Annotated in this window: 19 protein-coding genes; 2 read left to right on the forward strand and 17 right to left on the reverse strand. The window is 50.2% G+C overall.

Translation table 11 applies throughout. From position 1 onward, the window contains the following. Positions 1–32: 32 nt before the first annotated feature. Positions 33–722: a metallophosphoesterase gene (locus IE117_RS25765; RefSeq protein WP_189569126.1), complete on the reverse strand. Its 690-nt coding sequence runs from the start codon at positions 720–722 to the stop codon at positions 33–35. Positions 723–834: 112 nt separating this feature from the next. Here IE117_RS25765 and nudK point away from each other — a divergent pair, with 112 nt between their 5' ends. Continuing rightward, positions 835–1413, forward strand: coding sequence for a GDP-mannose pyrophosphatase NudK (gene nudK / locus IE117_RS25770; RefSeq protein WP_189569129.1), 579 nt, complete (start codon positions 835–837; stop codon positions 1411–1413). Positions 1414–1485: 72 nt separating this feature from the next. Here the strand turns inward: nudK and IE117_RS25775 are convergent, their stop codons facing one another. The 13 genes from IE117_RS25775 to rpsU all read right to left on the reverse strand — a co-directional run bounded on the left by IE117_RS25775 (position 1486) and on the right by rpsU (position 15234). Further along, positions 1486–1782, reverse strand: coding sequence for a YtxH domain-containing protein (locus IE117_RS25775; protein ID WP_189569132.1), 297 nt, complete (start codon positions 1780–1782; stop codon positions 1486–1488). Positions 1783–1900: 118 nt separating this feature from the next. After that, positions 1901–3427, reverse strand: coding sequence for an ArnT family glycosyltransferase (locus IE117_RS25780; RefSeq protein WP_189569135.1), 1527 nt, complete (start codon positions 3425–3427; stop codon positions 1901–1903). A gap of 13 nt (positions 3428–3440) precedes the next feature. Next, positions 3441–4172 carry an SIMPL domain-containing protein gene (locus tag IE117_RS25785; RefSeq protein ID WP_189569138.1) on the reverse strand — a complete coding sequence of 244 codons (732 nt, stop codon included), beginning with the start codon at positions 4170–4172 and terminating at the stop codon, positions 3441–3443. A 100-nt stretch (positions 4173–4272) separates the two neighbouring features. After that, the gene (locus IE117_RS25790; RefSeq protein ID WP_189569141.1) at positions 4273–4911 is read right to left on the reverse strand and encodes a 3-keto-disaccharide hydrolase; all 639 of its coding nucleotides are present in this window, start codon (positions 4909–4911) and stop codon (positions 4273–4275) included. Between the two features lie 121 nt (positions 4912–5032). Next, positions 5033–5902 (reverse strand): flavin reductase family protein, encoded by an 870-nt coding sequence (locus tag IE117_RS25795; protein WP_189569143.1) that lies wholly within the window; start codon positions 5900–5902, stop codon positions 5033–5035. Between the two features lie 38 nt (positions 5903–5940). Beyond that, positions 5941–7200 (reverse strand): fumarylacetoacetase, encoded by a 1260-nt coding sequence (gene fahA, locus IE117_RS25800; RefSeq protein WP_189569146.1) that lies wholly within the window; start codon positions 7198–7200, stop codon positions 5941–5943. Beyond that, positions 7197–7640, reverse strand: coding sequence for a MarR family winged helix-turn-helix transcriptional regulator (locus IE117_RS25805; RefSeq protein WP_189569148.1), 444 nt, complete (start codon positions 7638–7640; stop codon positions 7197–7199). Before IE117_RS25805 ends, fahA begins: the two co-directional genes overlap by 4 nt. 100 nt (positions 7641–7740) lie before the next feature. After that, a complete protein-coding gene (locus IE117_RS25810) occupies positions 7741–8475 on the reverse strand; it encodes a phenylalanine 4-monooxygenase (RefSeq protein WP_189569151.1) in 735 nt (244 codons plus the stop codon). Positions 8476–8584: 109 nt separating this feature from the next. Beyond that, positions 8585–9709: a 4-hydroxyphenylpyruvate dioxygenase gene (hppD, locus tag IE117_RS25815; RefSeq protein ID WP_189569154.1), complete on the reverse strand. Its 1125-nt coding sequence runs from the start codon at positions 9707–9709 to the stop codon at positions 8585–8587. A gap of 62 nt (positions 9710–9771) precedes the next feature. Then, positions 9772–10941 carry a homogentisate 1,2-dioxygenase gene (locus tag IE117_RS25820; protein WP_189569158.1) on the reverse strand — a complete coding sequence of 390 codons (1170 nt, stop codon included), beginning with the start codon at positions 10939–10941 and terminating at the stop codon, positions 9772–9774. A gap of 226 nt (positions 10942–11167) precedes the next feature. Then, on the reverse strand, positions 11168–13753 hold the full coding sequence (locus IE117_RS25825; protein WP_189569161.1) for a phosphoenolpyruvate carboxylase: 2586 nt from the start codon (positions 13751–13753) through the stop codon (positions 11168–11170). A 241-nt stretch (positions 13754–13994) separates the two neighbouring features. Continuing rightward, positions 13995–14882 (reverse strand): tyrosine-type recombinase/integrase, encoded by an 888-nt coding sequence (locus IE117_RS25830; RefSeq protein ID WP_189569164.1) that lies wholly within the window; start codon positions 14880–14882, stop codon positions 13995–13997. 157 nt (positions 14883–15039) lie between these two features. Next, on the reverse strand, positions 15040–15234 hold the full coding sequence (gene rpsU / locus IE117_RS25835; RefSeq protein WP_189569188.1) for a 30S ribosomal protein S21: 195 nt from the start codon (positions 15232–15234) through the stop codon (positions 15040–15042). Positions 15235–15482: 248 nt separating this feature from the next. Here rpsU and IE117_RS25840 point away from each other — a divergent pair, with 248 nt between their 5' ends. Next, positions 15483–16415 (forward strand): Ppx/GppA phosphatase family protein, encoded by a 933-nt coding sequence (locus tag IE117_RS25840; RefSeq protein WP_189569166.1) that lies wholly within the window; start codon positions 15483–15485, stop codon positions 16413–16415. A gap of 81 nt (positions 16416–16496) precedes the next feature. Here IE117_RS25840 and dnaN read toward each other — a convergent pair whose 3' ends face one another. The 3 genes from dnaN to IE117_RS25855 form a co-directional block, all read right to left on the reverse strand. Then, positions 16497–17621 (reverse strand): DNA polymerase III subunit beta, encoded by a 1125-nt coding sequence (dnaN, locus tag IE117_RS25845; RefSeq protein WP_189569169.1) that lies wholly within the window; start codon positions 17619–17621, stop codon positions 16497–16499. A 107-nt stretch (positions 17622–17728) separates the two neighbouring features. Then, the gene (gene gldG, locus IE117_RS25850) at positions 17729–19390 is read right to left on the reverse strand and encodes a gliding motility-associated ABC transporter substrate-binding protein GldG (protein ID WP_189569171.1); all 1662 of its coding nucleotides are present in this window, start codon (positions 19388–19390) and stop codon (positions 17729–17731) included. Positions 19391–19550: 160 nt separating this feature from the next. Then, positions 19551–20196, reverse strand: a 646-nt coding sequence (locus IE117_RS25855; RefSeq protein ID WP_189569175.1) for a hypothetical protein, incomplete at its 5' end; no start/stop codon positions are given.

Here is a 20196-nt window from a genome sequence, read left to right on the forward strand (position 1 = left end):
GAGTCTAAGAAAATAGCAAAGGCCAAAATTACTTAATTTTCCCCGAAGCGCCGATGGTAAAACCGAACGCGCGTATCGCCTACGTCAATGAAGGTGATGGATGCATTTTCGTCGCTGTAAGATTCGAAGTCGGAAACGCGACTGTGCCCGACTACCTGATGGTAGTTAGGTAGAAAGTCTTCTTTTGTTTCGGACCGGTCGGCCCAGATAGGTCCTCCGTAAGGATGCCAGCCGCCCCGTCTTTGGCCTACTTCAAAAATGATGTCGCGGTACTCGCTCTTATATATTGCGTTTAGGGTTTCAGCCAAATTCTCTTTCTTCATTTCATTCAAAACAGAAATATTGCGCTTGTGCCAGCCCTGTGAGACTCCCGCGTGGGTAAAGAGGTAGTTGTCGTGTTGCCACGCGATTTGAAATAAATCTTTATTCTCCTTAAACAAACCGCCCAGCGATTCCTGCAAGTCGGCGCGATGGCCGGAGCACGGATAAAGGGGATAATGAAGGTACTGCGCATCGTGGTTGCCTAGCAACAACGTGACGCGCCCAGGGGTACTTTTTTTGAATGCAATGATTTCTTCCAGATTATGGATGACGTCAAGATCAGGTATGGGCTGATGGGGATCGACGTAGTCGCCGATGAAAATGATCTGGTCGGCCTCCGTACCTGTTACTTCTTTCCAGGCGTTGCGCCCGTGAACGTCGCCAATGGCTACGATGTGCATGAACTTGGTGTTTTTTGAGTAAATCGCAGACTGAGTTTCCCTTAGGCTGTTTTGGGCCAAGACAGCTTTTCTAAAATTCCCCCAAAATACTGATCTTTCTAATTTACTGCCCATGAACCCCGAAATCCGAATCGTTGAAGAAAAAGTCTTGTCTGATAACTGGTACACCTTGCGAAAAGTCACCTTCGACTACCAGCGGAAGGATGGTAGCTGGGAGCGGCAGTCGCGCGAAGCCTACGATCGTGGTAACGGAGCGGTGATATTGCTATACAATAAAGAGCGACAAAAAGTCATTTTAACCCGGCAATTCCGGTTGCCGACCTACACCAATGGCAACCCGACGGGCATGATGATTGAAGCTTGCGCGGGCTTACTGGACAAGGACAACGCGGAGGACTGCATCCGGCGCGAGACGGAGGAAGAAACGGGATATCAAATCCGGGAAGTGAAAAAGATTTTCGAGGCGTATATGTCGCCCGGCTCGGTAACGGAGATTCTGTATTTCTTCGTGGCAGAGTACAGCCGGGATATGAAGGTGGGGGAGGGGGGCGGTCACGCCGATGAGCAGGAAAACATCGAAGTAATGGAAATAGACTTCGAGGAGGCTTTATCCATGATTCAACGTGGCGAGATCAAAGACGCCAAAACGATCATGCTGCTCTACCACGCAAAGCTGAACGGGTTGATGTAACTAAAACGATGACAGCGTTAAAATGCTGTCATCGTTCAGAACCAAGAACTTTTTCGGTTAAAATAAAAAACGCTATTCTACTGTCGGCTCCGATTTCTTGCCCGTAAATTTGTCCATCAGGTCGCGAAGCATTTGCTCAGCGTCGGGGAAGGTTTCCTTCAAAGTATCCGTGCCTTTGGTTTTAAGTTGCTCAAAGTAATCAGGTACTTTGTCCACGGCACCTTCGGCTTCGTCACGGAGGTTGCCGGCCTTTGATTTCAGGTCTTCCAGCATCTTCTCGCCTTCTTCGGTTTGCAGGTACTTATACATGCTAGCTCCGGCGGCGGCTCCCAGCACAAAAGTGGCTAAGTGTTTGGCATTTACGCTCATAGTTTCTAAGAAGGTTTTATTTGTGTTTTTTACCAAATGTACAAAAACTATTCCCAGCCGTAAAAACCATTCATCACATTGGCACTAAACGCTTTGCCGGTAGTTGTAAAAACGGCATTTAGAAGGGCGTCTCTTCCGCAATACGCGCTTTCAGGAAAGCCTGCACGTCAACCCTGGGCTGGCGGCACAGGTATACGCGCGTGCCGAACTCGCGGGCGTTGACATTTTGAATCCGGCCGATTTCTCTGATTTCAGCGAATCCCCGTTGAAGATCTTCGCCCAATTCATCATTGACATAAATAAATTCCCGGACTTCGTGGTTGAGCAAACCGGGCGCCCAGTAAAGAAAACTCTCGCTAAAACACATGGGTTCGGGCAGAAGGTACTTTTTGCCAATGATTGAGATGGCACCCGCATGGCCGTAATTCTCACAATAAATCAGGACGTTTGTCTTATCACCCGTCTGCTGGTAGGCACGTTGGACAAGGCGCGTAAGTTCTTCCCAGCCCAGCATGTCAGCGTAGTCCTGAGGAAGGGAGTGGACGGTGCCATCTTCAAAACGCCTTCCTACGTCGACGCCGTAGTTTTTGTCAAGCTTATCGAAGTAAGCCGCTAATCCTTTCACATCATAAATGGGTAGCCCGAGTGGCAAAAGCGGCACAACAAGCAGAAACATCGAGACAGGAAGAAGAATTTTGCCAAAAGTTTTGACTAAAATATTTCCCCAAAAAACGGCCCCAGCGGCTAACAATACCGGGAATACTCCAGCTGTATAGTAGCTCTTGCCGCGCACCAGGCAAAGCAATCCTACCGTAAAAAGTACTATAAGAGCCACGCTACGGTACTTTCGGTGGCGCAGCAAAAAGTAAAGTCCCGGCACAAGGAGCAGAAGCACAGAGTAGCCCATCAGCAATTGATCCGCCAGAAACTGATCGCGATCGACGTGAACCAACTGACTTTCATTCAGCGCGACCATATGCTGCAACACCGGAAAGTCGTGCTGGATTTGCCAGATAATATTGGGTGAAAAAATGAGCAAGCTTATGCCAAAAGCCACGTATACCGCTTTTCGGGTAAAAACCTTCCGATCATCGGTAAGTAGCAGAGCTGCTAAGGCGCTCAATGCCCAAAGTGCAACGAGGTACTTGTTGAGTAGCGCCAGTCCCAGGGTAATGCCCAGGGCGTATAGGTACTGCTGAGAAGAAGTATTCAAAAATAGGACAAGCCAGTAAAACAGCAGTGTCCAGAAAAAAATATCGAGATAAACGGGCTGAAACATAAAAAATGCCCGCATAGCGAGCGGCGTAAGTACCACGCCGATACCCGCCAGAATCTGCGCGTAATCTCGTCCGCCCAATTCGCGGCTGATGGCCACCACGAGCAGCACCATTACACCGCTGAATAAGGCTGGAAGTACCTTCACCGCCCAAACCGAGAAACCCAGCGTAGCTCCTACCAACCCGGCCAGCCAGCCCGTCAGTGGCGGCACCGAGGCATAACCCCAATCCGGATGCAAGCCCTGCGAAAAGTAGAGGAGTTCGTCGCGGTGGTATTCCAGATTTTGGTAAAAGGCCAGGTGTAAAAACACATTCAGCGCGGCAATACCCCACAAGAGATAAGGAACGCGCTGAATGGATTTTATCATAGCCAGAGGAAGATTATTTTATTTCAAAAACCGCCTGCATCCGGTAGCTCAGTTTTATCTTCTGATAATCGAGATCGCTGTCGGGTACCCCGTCGGCCTCAACGGAAGCTACGTGCAAGCTCGACCTGTACATCGGCTGCGGATAAGAGGCACCCTCTTCCAGTTCCCGGATTTCCAGCACCGGACCGGCCTTTTCACCGATGGCATTCAACAGGAAGGCCGCTTTTTCCTTGGCGTTTTTGAGTGCCTCGACCTTCACCTGATTCTTGAATTCTTCCTTGCGCGAATGGTCGGCCCGGCTCATATGGGCAGACTGAATACCACGGCTATCCACTTTTGAAAGTATACCGTCAAGCTTATCAGCACGTTCCACTTTTAACTGGTACTGCTTACTTTCCAGAAACGTGGAAGGTTTTTTGTCTTTTTCCCAATAGCGCTGGTAGCCGCCCACGCCGCTCACAGACAGGGCTTCCTTCGGCAGCCCGGCTTCGGTTACCGCCTGGACGAGCTGCTTTTCCAGGACATTTATCTGTACTTTATCTTTCTGGTTTTTCTCGTCTTTATAGTATTCCCGTAGCGAAACCGTAAAGTACAATTCATCAGGCATCACCTCCATTTCCGAAAAGCCCGTTACTTCAATGCGGCGGGTTTCTTTGTTGACCACGGTGGATGTCTGGGCTAGGGCAGGAAGTATGGATATCAAATTGGCAAATAGAGCCGCGACTACAAATGAGGATTTTTTCATGGTGTTCTAAAAGAATGGTTGGTGAAAGCACATGGACAAGCAAAGCGGATTGTCGTTTAAAAATGCTTGCCAGGGGTTCACCAGCCACTCGACCCATTCCTCAGTCGGGAAGTACCTTCACCATTACGTTTTTGTAATAGATAACGCTTTTGGGATCGTGGCCTTGCAAGGCTACGGTACCACGACTCAGGCGCTTCTGGGCATCTTTTGGCTCAGCGGGCTCCATATAATCGTTGATGACCTTCCCATTTACCTTTACCGTGACGCGCTTGCCCTGTACCTCGATTTCTTCGGTATACCACTCGCCGTCTTTCGCATATACTTCCTTTACATCCTGGAAGGAATATACGCTGCCCGTCTTTCGCCAATCGGTATGCGACTGGTTCACCTGAATCTCGTAGCCTTTGGCAGGCCAGCCCTCGGGCTGATAAGCCGTGTGGATGAACATCCCCGAATTGGCACCGGGCATGGTCTTGATGTCGGCCTTAAAAGCAAAGTTCTTGAAGTCGTGGTTTCCTACGGGGCCATCGTAGAACATGTGTGCCCTTGGACCGGCGACTTTGATCGTGCCGTCTTCCACTGTGAAAGTACCCGGGCTTTCATCGGTAAGTTTCCAGCCGTCAAAGTTTTTGCCGTTAAAAATAGAAACCCATCCTTTCTCTTTCTTCTGGGAAGTGGAGGCGTCTTTGGCGCAGCCGACAAAAAGCAGTGCGACAGCGAATAATCCGAGGTATTTCATGTTGTGGTTGATTTCAGGTTAATTGTTCTGGGTGAAATAAGTACATAAGCCGCCAATCATACTGCTGACAGCTTGCGAAGATAAAGAGAAAGAAATTGAGATGGTAAAACCCGTGCAATTCCTATTGCAACAAAGTAAGAAGTGCCTTGGCCGCCTGACCCTCTGCCAACAGCTGCCGGGCGTGGTTATGCAGCAAATCCGGGTAGTACTGACAGCCGGATTGCGCCTCCTCGCGTAAGGCCAGCAGTTGTTCATTGCCTCCAAAATCCGCAATTTCCTCCTCGGAAGGGTACTTTATCAGGCTTCCCAGCTGCCCCAGATCGTTGCCTGTCAGGATTTTAGAATTACGAACACTTTCGGGCAGTGCATCCACGCCAATACCATATTGGGGGCGGGGTACTTCAAAAATCGTCTCGCCGCTCGCCCGTACGTACCAGTCGCCACCCATGCGGGCCACCCAGTCGGTACGGGTTTGGTCGATTTGGCCGTTTTCGTCGAGAATACTTTCGGCAAAATGTCCTAAAACTACCTCCGCGATCACCAGCACCATTGTGCCGAATTCCTTTACCTCCAACACTTTGCACTCAAATTGTGCCGGAGATTCCGCCACGCGGGGCGGCTTTACTTGCTCGGCGGGTAGCATTGCGAAGCCTGCTTTCTCAAACTCATTGACACCCCGCTCGTACTCGGCGCTGCTCAGTGACATTTGCTGCACCATGTCATAGGTCACCATATTGATAACCACTTCGGGTACTTCCATCAGGTTCAGCGCGGTATCCTTATAGGAATTGTCGCGACCACGCCGTCCGGCCGAAAACACCACGATGGGTGGGTCAATGCCCATGTAATTGAAAAAGCTGAACGGGCTGAGGTTGATGTTCCCATTCCGGTCGATGGTACTGGCCAACGCAATGGGGCGCGGAGCCACGGCGGCGGTCATGTATTTATAAAAAGCGCGGGAGCCGAGGTCGGCGGGGGCGATGGATTTCATTTTTTTATTTTAAATAGTGGTGCTAACAGAAACACCATTTAATTTTCCTCGTGTGCGAAGTGACTTTGGGCAGGCCGGATGGCACCCCGTACTTCCCCAAAACCCACACGTGCGTCCTTACGTTCGGCAAAGCCGCGGATAATTACTTCGTCGCCGTCCTGCAAATAAATGCGCTCACTGCCATCTGACAACCTGACCTGCTTTTTGCCGCCATCGGTCAGTTCCAAAAGACATCCGCTGCCCTCCGGTCCGCTAATGGTACCCGTAGCTAATAGGTCGCCGACGCGCAGATTGCAGCCCGTCACGGTATGGTGCGCGATTTGCTGGCGAATGTTCCAATACAGGTGCCGGGCGTTGGTGCGGCAGACGGTAGTTTCCATAGCATCCGCTTTGATTGCCACTTCCAGATTCAAATCGAAATTCAATGCCCCGCTAGTCCGTAAGTATGGCAAAGGCTCGGGGTTTTTCTCCGGGTCCGATACGCGGAAATCTTCGAGTGCGTCCATCGTTACTACCCAGGGTGACACAGACGAGGCAAAGTTCTTGCTCAAAAAAGGCCCCAGCGGCTGGTACTCCCAGCGCTGAATGTCCCGCGCCGACCAATCATTGAATAGCACGCAACCGAAAAGGTACTCCTCGGCTTCGTATGTCGAAACAGGTATCCCCATCGCAGAGTCTTTTCCAATCAAAAATCCCAGCTCCAACTCAAAGTCCAGCGCTTCGCTGGGTCCAAAAACGGGATTGGTGGCTCCAGCGGGTATGGTCTGCCCGTTCGGGCGGTGGATTGGAGTACCCGACACCACAATAGAAGAAGCGCGACCGTGATAAGCAACCGGCAGGTGTTTCCAGTTGGGTAGCAGAGGGTTCTCAGGCCGGAAGAGTTTACCAACATTCGTGGCATGTTCCAGGCTGGAATAAAAATCGGTGTAGTCGCCGATGGCCACGGGCAAGTGCATCGTGGCAGCAGCTTGCCGGACGAGGACGCGGTCCGCTACCCTATGCAGAGCCGAGTCAGGCTGGGTGAGTTGCTCCTGAAGGATGTTCCTGACCTCGCGGACTGCCGGACGGCCCAACGCCATGAATGCATTTAAGGTACTTTCCCGGTAGACCGACTCCGGTACTTTGCCTAGGTGCAGCGCGCCGGCCCGGGCCGCTGCGGCCATATCAATTATCCATTCTCCAACAGCTACGCCTACTCCCGGCGGCTCCGAATCGTGACTGAAAATACCGAAAGGTAGATTGTACAGCGAAAAATCGGAATCCGGCGCGATGTCGAGCCACGGAGTCGGAAGCGTCATTCTTTTTCGTTGAAATTATTATAGATCGAATCCATGATATGGACGAACTGCTGATAATCGGCTTCATTCAGTTCACCCCAACCCTTGCGACGAATTTCGGCTACAATCGGAAAGGCTTCCTCGCGAACCTGCAGGCCTTTCTTGGTCATGTGGATGTTGAACTTGCGGCGGTCACCCACTGCGTTGCGCCGCTCCACAAAGCCCTTCTTCTCCAGCAAGTCGATAATGCGTGTCACCGTGGGCGGATCTTTATAGGTCACCTCAGCCAAGGCGTTCTGGCTGATACCTTCGTCGCGGGAAATGTGGTCGACCAGAACCCATTGATCGACGGTGAGGTCGATTCCTTGTTCGTTCAGCATTTTTTGCAGTGAACTGCGGATTTTTTTGATCGTGGTGTCAATCTTGAAAAAGTAGGCGCGTTGATCAGAGTGATGGGTCATAATAACAGCAGAACGGTGGTGTTTTTTTTGTAAATCTCACAAAGATAATCGCCGTCAACTATTGCTATGCTAACAAATCACTATTTTTTTTGCCAAATTATTAGTGAACGGCGGTCTTTGTTGCCTCTCTCTCCAATATTTGTCCGATTTCTGCCACCGAGCCATAAAGCTGACTGTAGGAATCGATCACAAAATAATGCTTCTGGTAGCGGTCGATATGGTAAGGGGTATCGAGCAGTTCGGAAACGGAAAAATCGAGTTTCGGAACATCGTTGCGCATGCAGTATTTACTTTCGCCGGGCGAAGAAATAATGCCGCCACCATAAATTTTCAGCTGACCGTTTTCCCGAATCATCCCGAACTCCACGGTGTACCAGTACAATCGCGATAGACGCTGCAGAGCAACCTCGTCGTCGATGAACCGCAGGGCTACTTTGCTCAAATCGGCCATAAAATCGCAGAAAGCCTGATTGCTGAGCAGCGGCACGTGACCAAAGGTATCGTGAAACATATCCGGCTCTTCGAGATAATCCAGTTGTTCGGGCTTGCGCAACCAGGTAGAAGCCGGAAATTGCCGATTGGCAAGATGCTGGTAAAATTCCTGGTGTGGAATCAGTCCCGGTACTACATACACCTCCCAGCCCGTGAGCTTGCGCAAACGCGGGTTGGTGTCTTCGTCAAAATTGGGGATATGGTCAGCCACAAAACCGACCTTGTCTACGCCGCTAAGGTAAGCCTCGCTGGCGATATGCGGCAAAATTTCCATCTGCCGTTCAAATAGCCGCTGCCACATGCCGTGGTCCGCGGGAGTATAGCTATGATACGGTTGGTTCATACTTAGTTGTGAATGGCGGAATGAGTGGATGTCGGAATAAATTATTCACCGCGCGGCGGACCGCTCATCGCCGGGCGGCCCCGTCCGACATATACTCATTCACAATTGTCTAAAGTGTTCCCCTCAGCTCCTGTTCTCTTTCAATCGCCTCGAAAAGTGCCTTGAAATTTCCTTTGCCAAAGGACTTTGCCCCTTTACGCTGGATAATTTCGAAGAAGAGCGTTGGACGGGGCATAATTGGTTTGGTGAAAATCTGTAATAAGTACCCCTCCTCATCCCGGTCGACCAAAATGCCGAGTTTGCGGAGTTCGCTCACTTCTTCATCGATATCGCCGACGCGGGAAAGCAGGTCGTCATAGTAGGTCGCAGGTACCTGTAAAAATTCCACGCCACGGCTTTTCAATTGCGTTACGGTTTCGACTATGTCATCCGTGGCCACGGCTATGTGCTGAATGCCGGGGCCGTCGTAGAAGTCCAGATACTCTTCCACCTGCGACTTTTTACGGCCTTCGGCAGGTTCATTGATGGGGAATTTTATACGGCCGTTTCCATTGCTCATCACCTTGCTCATCAGGGCAGTGTAGTCGGTAGAAATATCCTTATCGTCGAAGGATACCAGCTGGTTGAATCCCATAACTTCGGCGTAGAACTTCGTCCAGACATTCATCTCGTCCCAACCCACATTGCCCACCATGTGGTCCACGTGGCGCAGCCCGACGGGAGTAGGTTGATACTCGGGTTGCCAGGACGCGAAACCGGGCAGGAACACACCGTTGTAATCTTTTCTTTCCACAAAGACATGGACTGTGTCTCCATAGGTGTGGATGCCCGCGCGCACGACACGACCGCTTTTGTCTTCTTCAACGGTAGGTTTCAGGAATGATTTAGCACCACGCCTGACGGTTTCCTGGTAAGAATAAGTAGCATCGTCCACCCAGAGCGCCACTACGCGCACCCCGTCGCCGTGGCGGTCGAGGTGTTGGCCTATGGTAGTGCCTTTGGTCAAAGGCGAAGTAAGTACAAGGCGAATTTTGTCCTGCACCAGTACGTAGGATTCACGATCGTGCAGGCCCGTTTCCAGACCTGCGTGAGCCAGTGGCTGGAAGCCAAAGGCGGTTTGAAAATAGTGCGCCGCCTGCCGGGCATTGCCCACGTAGAGTTCCAGATAGTCCGTGCCGTTCAACGGCAGGAAATCCCGGGTTGCGCTAGGTTTTTCTAATTCTAAGGTTTCCATTGATTTGGTGGATAGTGGATAGCTGACAGTGGAAAATTTTCCTGCTTCCGATCAATAATTCATCATTCATCACTTTTTTCGATCCAACTCTTGAAGTACTTCCCATCGTCGATTGCCAGCGCCGCCTGGGTGAGCATAAGCGGGCGAAAAGTGTCTACCATCACGGCTAATTCGTGAGTCTCTTTTTTGCCGATACTACGCTCGTAAGCGCCCGGATGTGGTCCGTGGGGGATGCCGCCGGGATGCAGCGTAAGGTGACCTGCCGCGATATCGTTGCGGCTCATGAAATCGCCGTCCACGTAATAAAGTACCTCATCGGAGTCAATGTTGCTGTGGTTGTAGGGGGCCGGGATGGCCTTAGGATGGTAATCGTAGAGTCGGGGGCAGAACGAACAGACCACGAAGGCATCGGTCTGGAACATTTGATGCACGGGCGGCGGCTGATGGACGCGCCCGGTGATCGGCTCAAAATCGTGGATTGAAATACCCCAGGGGTAGTTGTATCCGTCCCAGCCCACTACATCGAATGGATGCGTGGCATAAGTGAGCGGATGCAGGGCGTTTTGTTTTTTTATTTTGATCAAAAAATCGCCCGTCTCATCGTGCGTTTCCAGATTAACGGGCAGCTTATAATCGCGCTCACTATATGGTGCGTGCTCTTTGAGCTGGCCGAAATGATTGCGGTAGCGGCGGGGCGTTTCCAACGGTGAGTGCGATTCGAGATATAGCAGACGGTTGTCCTCAGTATCGAACCCGATCTGATAAATCATTCCGCGCGGAATCATCAGATAATCACCGTATTGAAAAGAAATGGAGCCAAAGGCCGTGCGGAGTTTACCGCTGCCTTTGTGGATGAAGAGCAATTCGTCGGCATCAGCGTTTTTGTAGAAATAATCCGTGAGCGAGTGGCGTGGTGCCGCCACGCCAAGGATGATATCTTTATTCACCAAAAGGGGTATCCGGCTATCCAGAAAATCGTCCATCGGTTTTACCGAAAAGCCAAGCAGCTTCCGCATCGTCAGGTTGTTTTCAACGGCAATTTTTGGACTGACATCTTGCGGCGAACCAACTGCCCTGACCTGTGTAGGTGGCTGCAAATGGTAGAGCAGCGACGACATACCCTCGAAGCCTACGGTGCCAAAAACCTGTTCGTGATAAAGGCTACCGTCCGGCTTCCTGAACTGCGTGTGTCGTTTGGGCGGAACTTCTCCAAGGCGGTGGTAAATGGGCATAATCCAAAATGTTGATGCGTAAACGATCTATATTGTTGCTTACACAACAATTATACAGACAATTTGTTATTTCAACAAATTTTTGGATTATTTTATTGTATTAGTGATAGCTCATCAATCAGATTTCATTGGTCGCACATAAAAAAACCGGAAGTGAATGATCACTTCCGGCCTGATAAATAGTGTACTGTGCCAGTGCTTGGCGGACAGTAATGAAATCTCAAATTTAGGCAGAGTTCCGCGCCGCGTTGATGATTCCGAACATGGCCCGCATTACAAGCTTATTCAATACTTCCTCCTCTACCTCTCGGTTTTCGGGTGCTTCGGAGAGCATTTGCAGGGCGTATTGCTGGATAGTAATCAAAGGCAACACGATGCGCTCACGGATTTTGATAGACTCGCGTGATACGGCGTTGTTTTCCAATAATTCGTGCTGACCGGAGATTTTCAGCAGCAGTTCGTCAGTCCGCTTGAATTCCTCATGCATTTTGTCGTAGAAATCGCGATAGTCTTCCTCTTCGCGCAGGTACTCGGTAGCAGGGAAAAATGCCTTCGACAGCGACTGCATGGAGTTTTCGACCAATGTCCGGAAAAACAGCGACTTCTTGTACAACTTTTTGATATCGTCCAGCTTACCTGCATCAGCCAGTTGCTGAATAGCTGAGCCGAAGCCGTAAAAACCCGGGACGTTCTGCTTCATCTGCGCCCAGGAGCCTACGAACGGAATAGCCCGTAAATCCTCAAACTTCAATCCCTCGCCAGCGGCCCCGCGCTTCGTAGGGCGGCTTCCGATGTTGGTTTGGCCATAAAAGCGTAAGGGAGTTTTCTTTTCCAGGTACTTGACAAAGGCCGGATGGTTTTTTAATTCCAAATAGGATTGGTAGGCAGCTTCGGCCAGTTCCTCCATCAGGGCTTTGTCGGCTTCGGTCAGTTGCTCGTCCTTGCGATTAGCGCGGAACAGGCTGTTTTCCAGCCCGGCGGTAAAGAGGCGTTCGAGGTTGTACATACCCGTCAGTACTGTACCGTAGTTAGAGCTGATCGTCTGTCCCTGTACGGTGAGCTGTACTTCCTTATCCTCGATATCCTTGCCCAGTGAGGCGTAAAAATTCTGGTTGTTGCCACCGCCACGGCCCGGAGGGCCACCTCTGCCATCAAAAAACGTCACCTTGATGCCGAACTCGCGCGAGACTTTGGTTAGTTCTTCTTTAGCTCCGTATATGGACCAGTTGGCGCGGAGGTATCCACCGTCTTTGGTGCCATCCGAAAAGCCAACCATTATGGTCTGGTGATTTTCCCGACGGCTTAGGTGAGCGCGGTAGTAATCGTTTTCATACAGCACCCGCATGACGTCGGCAGCGTTAGCCAGGTCTTCCACGGTTTCGAAGAGTGGCACTACATCCAGCTTCAGATGTCCCTGAGCGTCGGCGAGCAGGTTTTTGGCCAGGGCCACGACACCCATAATATCCAGTGCTGTTTGGGAGTTGCTGATTACATAGCGATGCGCCCCCGGCATCCCGTTGCGTTGCTGAATGGTCGCAATCGTGCGCATCGAACCAAGAATGTCCTTGGTCGTCACATCTTCATAGTCTTCCTCGCGAAGGGGAATATTAAGGGAAAGCAGTGTCTGAATTTTTCGGGCTTCGTCCCAGTTCTGATAATCGTCGTATTTCAACAACGGAATTTTCGATTCCAGCCTTTTCAGAATGTCTTCCCAGGCCTTGAGGTGTTTGCGGCTGTCCTGCCGGATGTCCAGACTAGCAAAGAAAAAACCGAACAACTTGACTTTCAGAATCAAATCATCCAGGATATCCAGAAAAAGTCCCTGATGTTTTTCAACCAGCACCTGTCGTGCCTTTTGCAGTTCACCCATCAGTTCGTCGGCATGCTGGTAGCCTTCGTTCTCAGGACCAAAAATGGTACTGTTCATCTTGCGCTCCATCGTGGCTACGGTGTCCTCTACGCCTTTGAAAGTGAGGCGACGTTTGAGGTTGCGGATGTCGCGATAGTACCCGCGCAGAAGTGAGTCGCGGAGTTTAGCTGCTACTTTGAGTGTAATGTCAGCGTTAACAAACGGATTTCCATCGCGATCCCCACCCGGCCAGAAGCCCAGCCGGAAGACATTAGGGTACGGCCAGTCATGGGCGGACATACCGAGGTTATCAATGAGTTTTTTCAGAATGGCCGGAATAGCGTCGTAAAAGACGTTTTCCAGGAACCAGGTCAAGCTCACCGCTTCGTCGTAGGGGGTGGGCTTGGTGTGATTGATGAAAGCAGTTTTTCCCAGTTGCAGAATCAATTGGTTAACCGCAGTGAAGTCATTTTCCCGGATGGATTTTTCCAGGTCATTAATGATCCCAAGTACCTTACCAGGATAAAATTGCGTGGGGTGAGCCGTCAGGACAATACGGACGCTGAAATCCTGCAATTTATCCAGCATTTTCTTGTGCAGCGCGTCGGAATCCAGCCGGTCGGCAAGGAACTTGGCCGAACCTTTGCCATCCATCTCGTGGGTGAGGTCAAAGGCGGCATCTTCCACCGAATCAAACAAAACTACCTGCCGCTCGATGTATTGGATGAAAGCGAACAGCAGATCCATCCTTTGTTTGGGAGTGGCTTCTTCCAAATACTCGCTGAAAAAATGCTCGATGATTTGGCGCGGCGATTTATTCTTTTCAAACCCTTCTTCGCATTTCTGGGTAAGCAGCGGTAGCAGCGAGCCCGTCTGGAACACACCGCGATACGGCAAACTCAAAAACAGGCTATTGAAAATGTTATACTTCGTGACGACGGCTTCCTGAAAGACTTGATTCATTTATAAAGTTGAAAATGGAGAGTTGAAAGTGAAGGGTATGCAGTTGTTACAACAATAAATGCGCTACATTCTTCCTGCTTTCAAAATATAATAACTGCTTTACAAGCAAATATACCTTGAAAATATTGGTTTTAAAGGCTCAGAGCAGAATTTTTAAAATGGCCACATTGGGTAAAAACCTGTTTTACAACATGCCACGCCTTTTTCACTTTTCACTTTCAGCGCTCCACCCTCTACTAAGCTAAGCTTTCGGATGCGCCTGCTGGTGGGATTTCTTGAGCTTTTCAATTGAGTTGTGGGTGTAGATCTGCGTGGCGGCGAGGTTGGCATGGCCGAGCAGTTCTTTAATGGCGTTGAGGTCGGCGCCGCGGTTGAGCAGGTGCGTGGCGTAGGTATGGCGCAGCACGTGCGGACTCTTCTGGGATAAAGTCGTTACGGCAGAAAGATGTTTTTTTACGGTTCTCTGGATAAAAACCGGGTAAGCAGCCTTACAGGCATCGGTCAGGATGAGGCGGTCGGTATTCTCAGCGGGGGTTCTGGCTTCAATATATTGGACCAGAAGCCTGGAAAGAGAATTTGTGATCGGAATAAGCCGCTCCTTTGCTCGTTTTCCCGTTACCCGTACAATCCTGGTCAATGCGTCGATGTCATCTACTTTCAAAGACAACAGTTCCGAAAGGCGCATTCCTGTTCCGTAGAGCAGTTCCAGAATCACGCGGTCGCGCAGGCCGGAAAAATCTTCGGGAAACGTCACTTCATCAAATAACAACTCCATTGCCTTCTCTTCCACAAAGGCCGGGAGCTTGCGCTTTGTTTTCAGGGACTGAAGGTTGCGGGCAGGATTATCGGTGATGAGCTGACGGCGGCGCAAAAACCCGTAAAAGGAGCGGAGTGTAGCCATTTTACGGTTGACTGAAGTAGCATTCAACCCTTCTTCCACCAAACTAACTACCCAAGAGCGCAACATGGGGGCAGTGGCCGTTTGGGGCTGGTCGCACTCATATTGAAACAGCAGGTATTTGGCCAGCTGATCCAAATCGCTCGCGTAGGCTGTGAGCGTGTGTTCGCTCAGGCGCTTTTCGTACCGCAGATGGTCGAGGAAGAGGGTGGTACAGTGTTCGGGGTTCACAAATATTGAAGATTTTTGTTGCCCAAAATACGAAATCGGCGCTTATGGGCAACAAGAAGAGGCCGTCTTGCTATAAGACGGCCTCTTGAATATAGAGTGTGGAAAGGATATACCTCTCCTGCCTGATTCAATCAATGGTCAAGAAAAGCCTCAAAGACTAATCCTCTAAGTGACCGTAAGTTTTCTGCTTGTAAACAGCGTTCAGAATCTCATGACGACGCTTCACAGAAGGCTTAGTGAAAGCCTGACGGGTCCGCAACTGGCGCATGGTGCCGGTTCTTTCAAATTTCTTCTTGTACCGCTTCAACGCGCGATCGATCGACTCGTTGTCTTTTACATTGATAATCAGCATAAATCTATTGAGTATTTTTTGTTGGCTTTCAAAAATTGGGACTGCAAAGAAAACATAGTTTTGGTAGAAAATCAAGGCGTTTCAAGTTTATGGGTTCCAGTTTTTAGTTTTCTTAGCCATAACTTATTGTTTATCAATTTTTTGAAGGTGTATTTTTTTGTGTAAAGAGCCAATTCCAATGACTGATTATGGTTAAATCTGCTATTTTTGCCATCTCTTGTTGACTATTCGCCTGCTTACCTGACCTTATGAAAGACCGACTCGGCATTATCGACTTGGGTACCAACACTTTTCACCTCCTTATCGTAGAGAAGTTCGAAGGGGAAATGTCCAAGATTTTTCATGAAAGCCGGGCGGCCCGAATCGGCCTGGGGGGGATCAATCAGCGGGTCATCACCGAAGACGCCATTGAGCGAGCGTTGGGTGTCCTCCGATTTTATCAGGAAAAGCTGCTGGAATTTGAGATAGCGCCCGAGAAAGTCTTCGCCTTCGGCACAAGCGCAGTCCGCAACGCCGGGAATAGTCAGGAGTTTTGCCGGATTGTCCGGGAAGAAACCGGTATCGTCATTCGGGTAATCGATGGTGCGCAGGAAGCGGAGTACATCTACCAGGGCGTGAAAGCAGCCGTAGCATTGGGTGACGAGCCCGTGCTGGTCATGGATATTGGTGGTGGCAGCGTAGAGTTTATCATTGGTAACCAAAACCAAGTCTTCTGGAAGCAGAGTTTTGAGATTGGGGGACAGCGGCTCATGGAAAAGTTCATGCGCACCGATCCGCTTACCGAGGCCGACCGCAAACGGCTTTACCATTACTTCGACGAGCAACTTATACCGCTTGCCAACGCTGTGCATCAGTACGCGCCCGGCACGGTGGTGGGTTCATCAGGTTCATTCGACACGCTGGTGGCGATGGATTTTCAGTACCGCACGGGTACTTTCCCGGACCGTGCCCAAACGAGTTTCGAGCTACCGATGGAGGAGTTTTATCGTAGTTTCGAATTGTTGCTTAGTCGTAATCACGACGAACGGCTTGCCATACCAGGCATGGTGCCGCTGCGGGTGGATATGATCGTAGTTGCCGCCTGCCTGATCGACTACATCCTGCGTACGCACACTATCCAGCAAATCAAGGTATCGACTTACGCTTTGAAAGAAGGAGTTTTGCAGTCATTGATGAAATGAGTGCTTCTGATTTTTCCGATCGAAAAGAAAAAGCCCGGTGGAAGCCGGGCCTTTTCTTTTTATGATTGTGTCGACTCCAAACTAAGCGTATGTATTCAGCATCACCGGCATCACTAGCATCAGAATATCCTCGTTGTCCTCTTGCTCCACAGGAATGATGAGTCCGGCGCGGTTGGGGGCAGAGAGTTCGAAGGTGATGTTCTTGCACACCAGATTGCTGAGTATCTCGATAAGAAACTTGGCGTTGAAACCGATTTCCATTGGATCGCCGTTGAACTCACACATCAACTTTTCATTAGCCTCGTTGGAGTAGTCTAGATCTTCGGCGGAAATCGACAACTTCCCAGGCTCCATTTTGAGGCGTACCTGGTGGGTAGTGCGATTGGAATATATCGAAATCCTTCGCAGCGAGTTCAGCATTTCCATCCGGTTGATGGTTAGCGTGTTTGGGTTATTGGTCGGAAGGGCATTTTCGTAATCCGGGAATCGCTCATCGATCAGACGGCAAATCATACGGATGTTATTGAAGCTGAAAAATGCATTCGAGGCAGTGAATTCTGCTTTAAGAGGCACGTCCTCGGCAGGCAGGCAGGATTTGAGCAGGTTCAGCGCTTTACGCTGGATAATCATGGAAGTATCCGCCGCCGACTGAATGTCGGTACGACGGTAGCGCACCAAACGGTGGCCGTCGGTAGCCACGAAGGTGGCGTTTTCGGTGCCGATTTGGACGAAGACACCCGTCATAGCAGGGCGCAGGTCGTCAGTGCTGGTCGCAAAGATGGTATTGGCAATGGCCGTACCCAAAGCGGTCGAAGAAAAGTCGACCGACTGGCCACGGTTGACACTCGGCGTTTTGGGGAAGTCGATGGGGTTTTCACCGGAGAGTTTGTAGCGTCCGTTGTCCGAAACGATTTCGGTGCCGAAGGTTTCCTCATCCACATTGAAGGTAATTGGCTGCTCAGGTAAGCCGCGCAATGTATCAAGCAGCAGTTTGGCAGGTACGGCAATGGCTCCCTTATCGCCACCTTCCACCTCTATTTCCGTGATCATCACTGTCTGCAGGTCAGAAGCCGTGACCGTCAGGGTGTTGTTTTCAAGATTGAAAAGGAAATTTTCCAGAATCGGCACAATCGGGTTAGTCGAAACGACACCATTGATGGCCGACAACTGTTTGAGCAACACTGAGGAAGAGACAACGAACTTCATAAGACACAGAGGCTTAAATGAGGTGAAATTATAGGGTTGGGTAGGGTTTTAAGTCAAAAATGGGCTTTTGCCCGTAAGGGACAAAAGTAAGAAAAATAACGGAGCCCTCAGCCTTGGCGCGCGAATTTGTGCCGCCGCAATCCGTATCGCGTAGCTCCGAAAAGCCCGATCAGTCCAAGGGGAAGCAGCAGGTTGAAAAGTTGCCATTGAGTGCGTTCATCCTGAAGCCGGATTTTGTCCAACGGCCTAATGCTGATTTGCTTAGTCCGGGCCGTGATGAGCCCATCGGGGTCGAGCATGTAGTCGAGGGCGTGCAGTACAAAATCTTTATTACCGAAAACGTTGTTGGTTACGCGGTCGAATCCCAGCGGAAAAGGCGTATTGCGGCGGAAGTCGAAGTCGTTGATCACTACGTCGCCATCGGCGCAGAGCATCACCTTGCCGGCCGTGCCTGATTCTTTGAACGTAGCCCTGCGGGGGTCTTCGGGCAGGATGCGGTTCTGAAATAAAGAAACAAAACTACCCTCTAATAGCACGGCAGCCAGTTTCGCACCACCCTGATACTCGTTTGCCTCTGGCTGCTGCCGGGCTTCGTTGTAAGCGACCAGCACGGGCGCGTTCAAGGTTTTGGTATAGGGCGAGGTCATGAGCAATGGGGTACGCCGAATGCCCGCCGCCCCGCCTACCGTATCGAGCGAACTGAGGTACCGGGTGTAAATGGCGTCGATGTTGCGGGTGATCGGGCTATTGCCAAAGTTATTCAGCAGCGGAAAAAACCGCCACGGCAACGGTTTGAGCTGCGGTTGGTCACCCAGGTTGCCCACATTGAGCAGAATGGCCGCGCTATTCATGTCTTTGACCAGATTGGCATTCAGGCGGACGCCCCACTTAAAAAACAAATCGCCCAGATTCAGGTCCAGCGGTTGGGCGAAAGTACCCTCCAGACTAATGCTATCCACCTTGGCTCCATCCACAAAAAACAGCGCTTTGCCGCCATTCACTACGTATTGGTCAAACATATACTTCTCCTCATCGCTGAATCGCTGATCGGGTTTAAGTACCAGCAGTGCATCCAGCCCGTCATAAGAAGCAGGGTTGTTTACATCCAGAAACACATCGTACTTCTGTTGCATTGTGGCAATCAGGTCCGAAAATCCGGCCGGTGAAGCCGAAGTATGGCTCACGACCAGGCCCACCCGCCTACGTTCGGTCGGTATTAATTGCCGGATGGCCGAAGCGATCTGAAACTCTACGCCTTCGTAGGATTGATTCAATTGCTCCTCGGAGGAAGCACTCTTGTTCCCTTTCAACAATTGAACGGGCACTGCAAGTGTATCGGCTTCGACGATGGCTCCCGGAAAAACCAGCTTCTCGGTGCGCTTCCCGCCTTCGTTGTCAAATAAATTGGTAGGAGTCAGCCCCGCCTCTACGAGCTGCTGATACTGCTGCCCCCGTTTTTCCTCGGTGGAGGCCACCGATGGATCGATGAATCTGTAAGTGAGATGCCCGTCAGCGTAGGTCTTGAATTCTTCCAGGGTTTCGCGCGTAGCCGTTTCCAACCGTTCGAAGCCGGGTGGGAAGTCTCCCGCCAGGTAGACAGTCACGTTCACATCCTTATCCAGCCCTTCCAGCAGCCGCTTCGTTGCGTCCGACACGGTGTAGCGCTTGTCCTCTGTCAAGTCCCAGCGCAGCGACACAAACGACGCTAACCAATTAATGGCAATCAAGGCGACGAGCAGCAGCAGAAGGCGGGGAAGAAAGCTTTTCACTTTTTGTTGGTTTAATGAACTCTGTAATTTGTGTTGAACTGCCGATATTTGAATAACACTGTAATGTTAAGTTTATTTCTAGGGGATGCGGCGTGACACCCTTTCGAAGAAAAGCCTTTTACGAAAAAATTCGAATTCTTTTACAGATTGATCATTCTTTTTAACCTTCTATCGAAAAATTGTCTTCTACAAACTTTTTTATTTTTACAAACGCGTCTTGTATTATCTCCGATTGCTGGAAATTTTGAGATAAATATTCTAAGGTTTGGAAGCATTGCTGAAGATTTTTTATAGCATTTTCCTGGTTGGTTTCAGCATCGCTAACTTGTTCAACAGTGTACATGAAGAAGGCTTCGGTTGCCTGGGCTTTGTCTTCCGCCATTTGGATTGAACCGATAAATGGATACAAAACCATAAACTCCCAATACACTGGCTTTAATTTATCTTGCTCGGCTTCTTCTTTCGTCAAAGACTCAATTGTCTGAAAGCAATACTCAATGAAACCTCTGGCTCTGTGCTCTTCGGTTTCATCGCTCAGACGAGGCAAATTTATTTTGAGAAGTTGCAGCGCGGCGTTTGCCTTAGGTAATGCCTCTACAAACGGTAGAAGCACTAGAGATACGAACACCTGTTCCCAGATAAGAGGGTTCGACGGAAAATGCCTTGCCAAGTCTAGTAATTGCTGCCGATAGGTAAAAGTTAGTGTTTCAGCAACGGGATTTTGACATAGTTTAACAATCAGATTCGTCAAGGCCTTTGCTTTTTCCAGTGCGATCTCGGGGTTTTCCAGTGGGCGCAGCGCGTCG

The sequence above is a fragment of the Persicitalea jodogahamensis genome (genome assembly GCF_014651615.1).
Classification (GTDB): domain Bacteria; phylum Bacteroidota; class Bacteroidia; order Cytophagales; family Spirosomataceae; genus Persicitalea; species Persicitalea jodogahamensis.

What these genes read in the sequence shown, in the direction of transcription:
- IE117_RS25765 (WP_189569126.1), bottom strand. Translation starts at nt 722, where the DNA reads ATGCACATCGTAGCCATTGGCGACGTTCACGGGCGCAACGCCTGGAAA.
- nudK (WP_189569129.1), top strand. Translation starts at nt 835, where the DNA reads ATGAACCCCGAAATCCGAATCGTTGAAGAAAAAGTCTTGTCTGATAAC.
- IE117_RS25775 (WP_189569132.1), bottom strand. Translation starts at nt 1,782, where the DNA reads ATGAGCGTAAATGCCAAACACTTAGCCACTTTTGTGCTGGGAGCCGCC.
- IE117_RS25780 (WP_189569135.1), bottom strand. Translation starts at nt 3,427, where the DNA reads ATGATAAAATCCATTCAGCGCGTTCCTTATCTCTTGTGGGGTATTGCC.
- IE117_RS25785 (WP_189569138.1), bottom strand. Translation starts at nt 4,172, where the DNA reads ATGAAAAAATCCTCATTTGTAGTCGCGGCTCTATTTGCCAATTTGATA.
- IE117_RS25790 (WP_189569141.1), bottom strand. Translation starts at nt 4,911, where the DNA reads ATGAAATACCTCGGATTATTCGCTGTCGCACTGCTTTTTGTCGGCTGC.
- IE117_RS25795 (WP_189569143.1), bottom strand. Translation starts at nt 5,902, where the DNA reads ATGAAATCCATCGCCCCCGCCGACCTCGGCTCCCGCGCTTTTTATAAA.
- fahA (WP_189569146.1), bottom strand. Translation starts at nt 7,200, where the DNA reads ATGACGCTTCCGACTCCGTGGCTCGACATCGCGCCGGATTCCGATTTT.
- IE117_RS25805 (WP_189569148.1), bottom strand. Translation starts at nt 7,640, where the DNA reads ATGACCCATCACTCTGATCAACGCGCCTACTTTTTCAAGATTGACACC.
- IE117_RS25810 (WP_189569151.1), bottom strand. Translation starts at nt 8,475, where the DNA reads ATGAACCAACCGTATCATAGCTATACTCCCGCGGACCACGGCATGTGG.
- hppD (WP_189569154.1), bottom strand. Translation starts at nt 9,709, where the DNA reads ATGGAAACCTTAGAATTAGAAAAACCTAGCGCAACCCGGGATTTCCTG.
- IE117_RS25820 (WP_189569158.1), bottom strand. Translation starts at nt 10,941, where the DNA reads ATGCCCATTTACCACCGCCTTGGAGAAGTTCCGCCCAAACGACACACG.
- IE117_RS25825 (WP_189569161.1), bottom strand. Translation starts at nt 13,753, where the DNA reads ATGAATCAAGTCTTTCAGGAAGCCGTCGTCACGAAGTATAACATTTTC.
- rpsU (WP_189569188.1), bottom strand. Translation starts at nt 15,234, where the DNA reads ATGCTGATTATCAATGTAAAAGACAACGAGTCGATCGATCGCGCGTTG.
- IE117_RS25840 (WP_189569166.1), top strand. Translation starts at nt 15,483, where the DNA reads ATGAAAGACCGACTCGGCATTATCGACTTGGGTACCAACACTTTTCAC.
- dnaN (WP_189569169.1), bottom strand. Translation starts at nt 17,621, where the DNA reads ATGAAGTTCGTTGTCTCTTCCTCAGTGTTGCTCAAACAGTTGTCGGCC.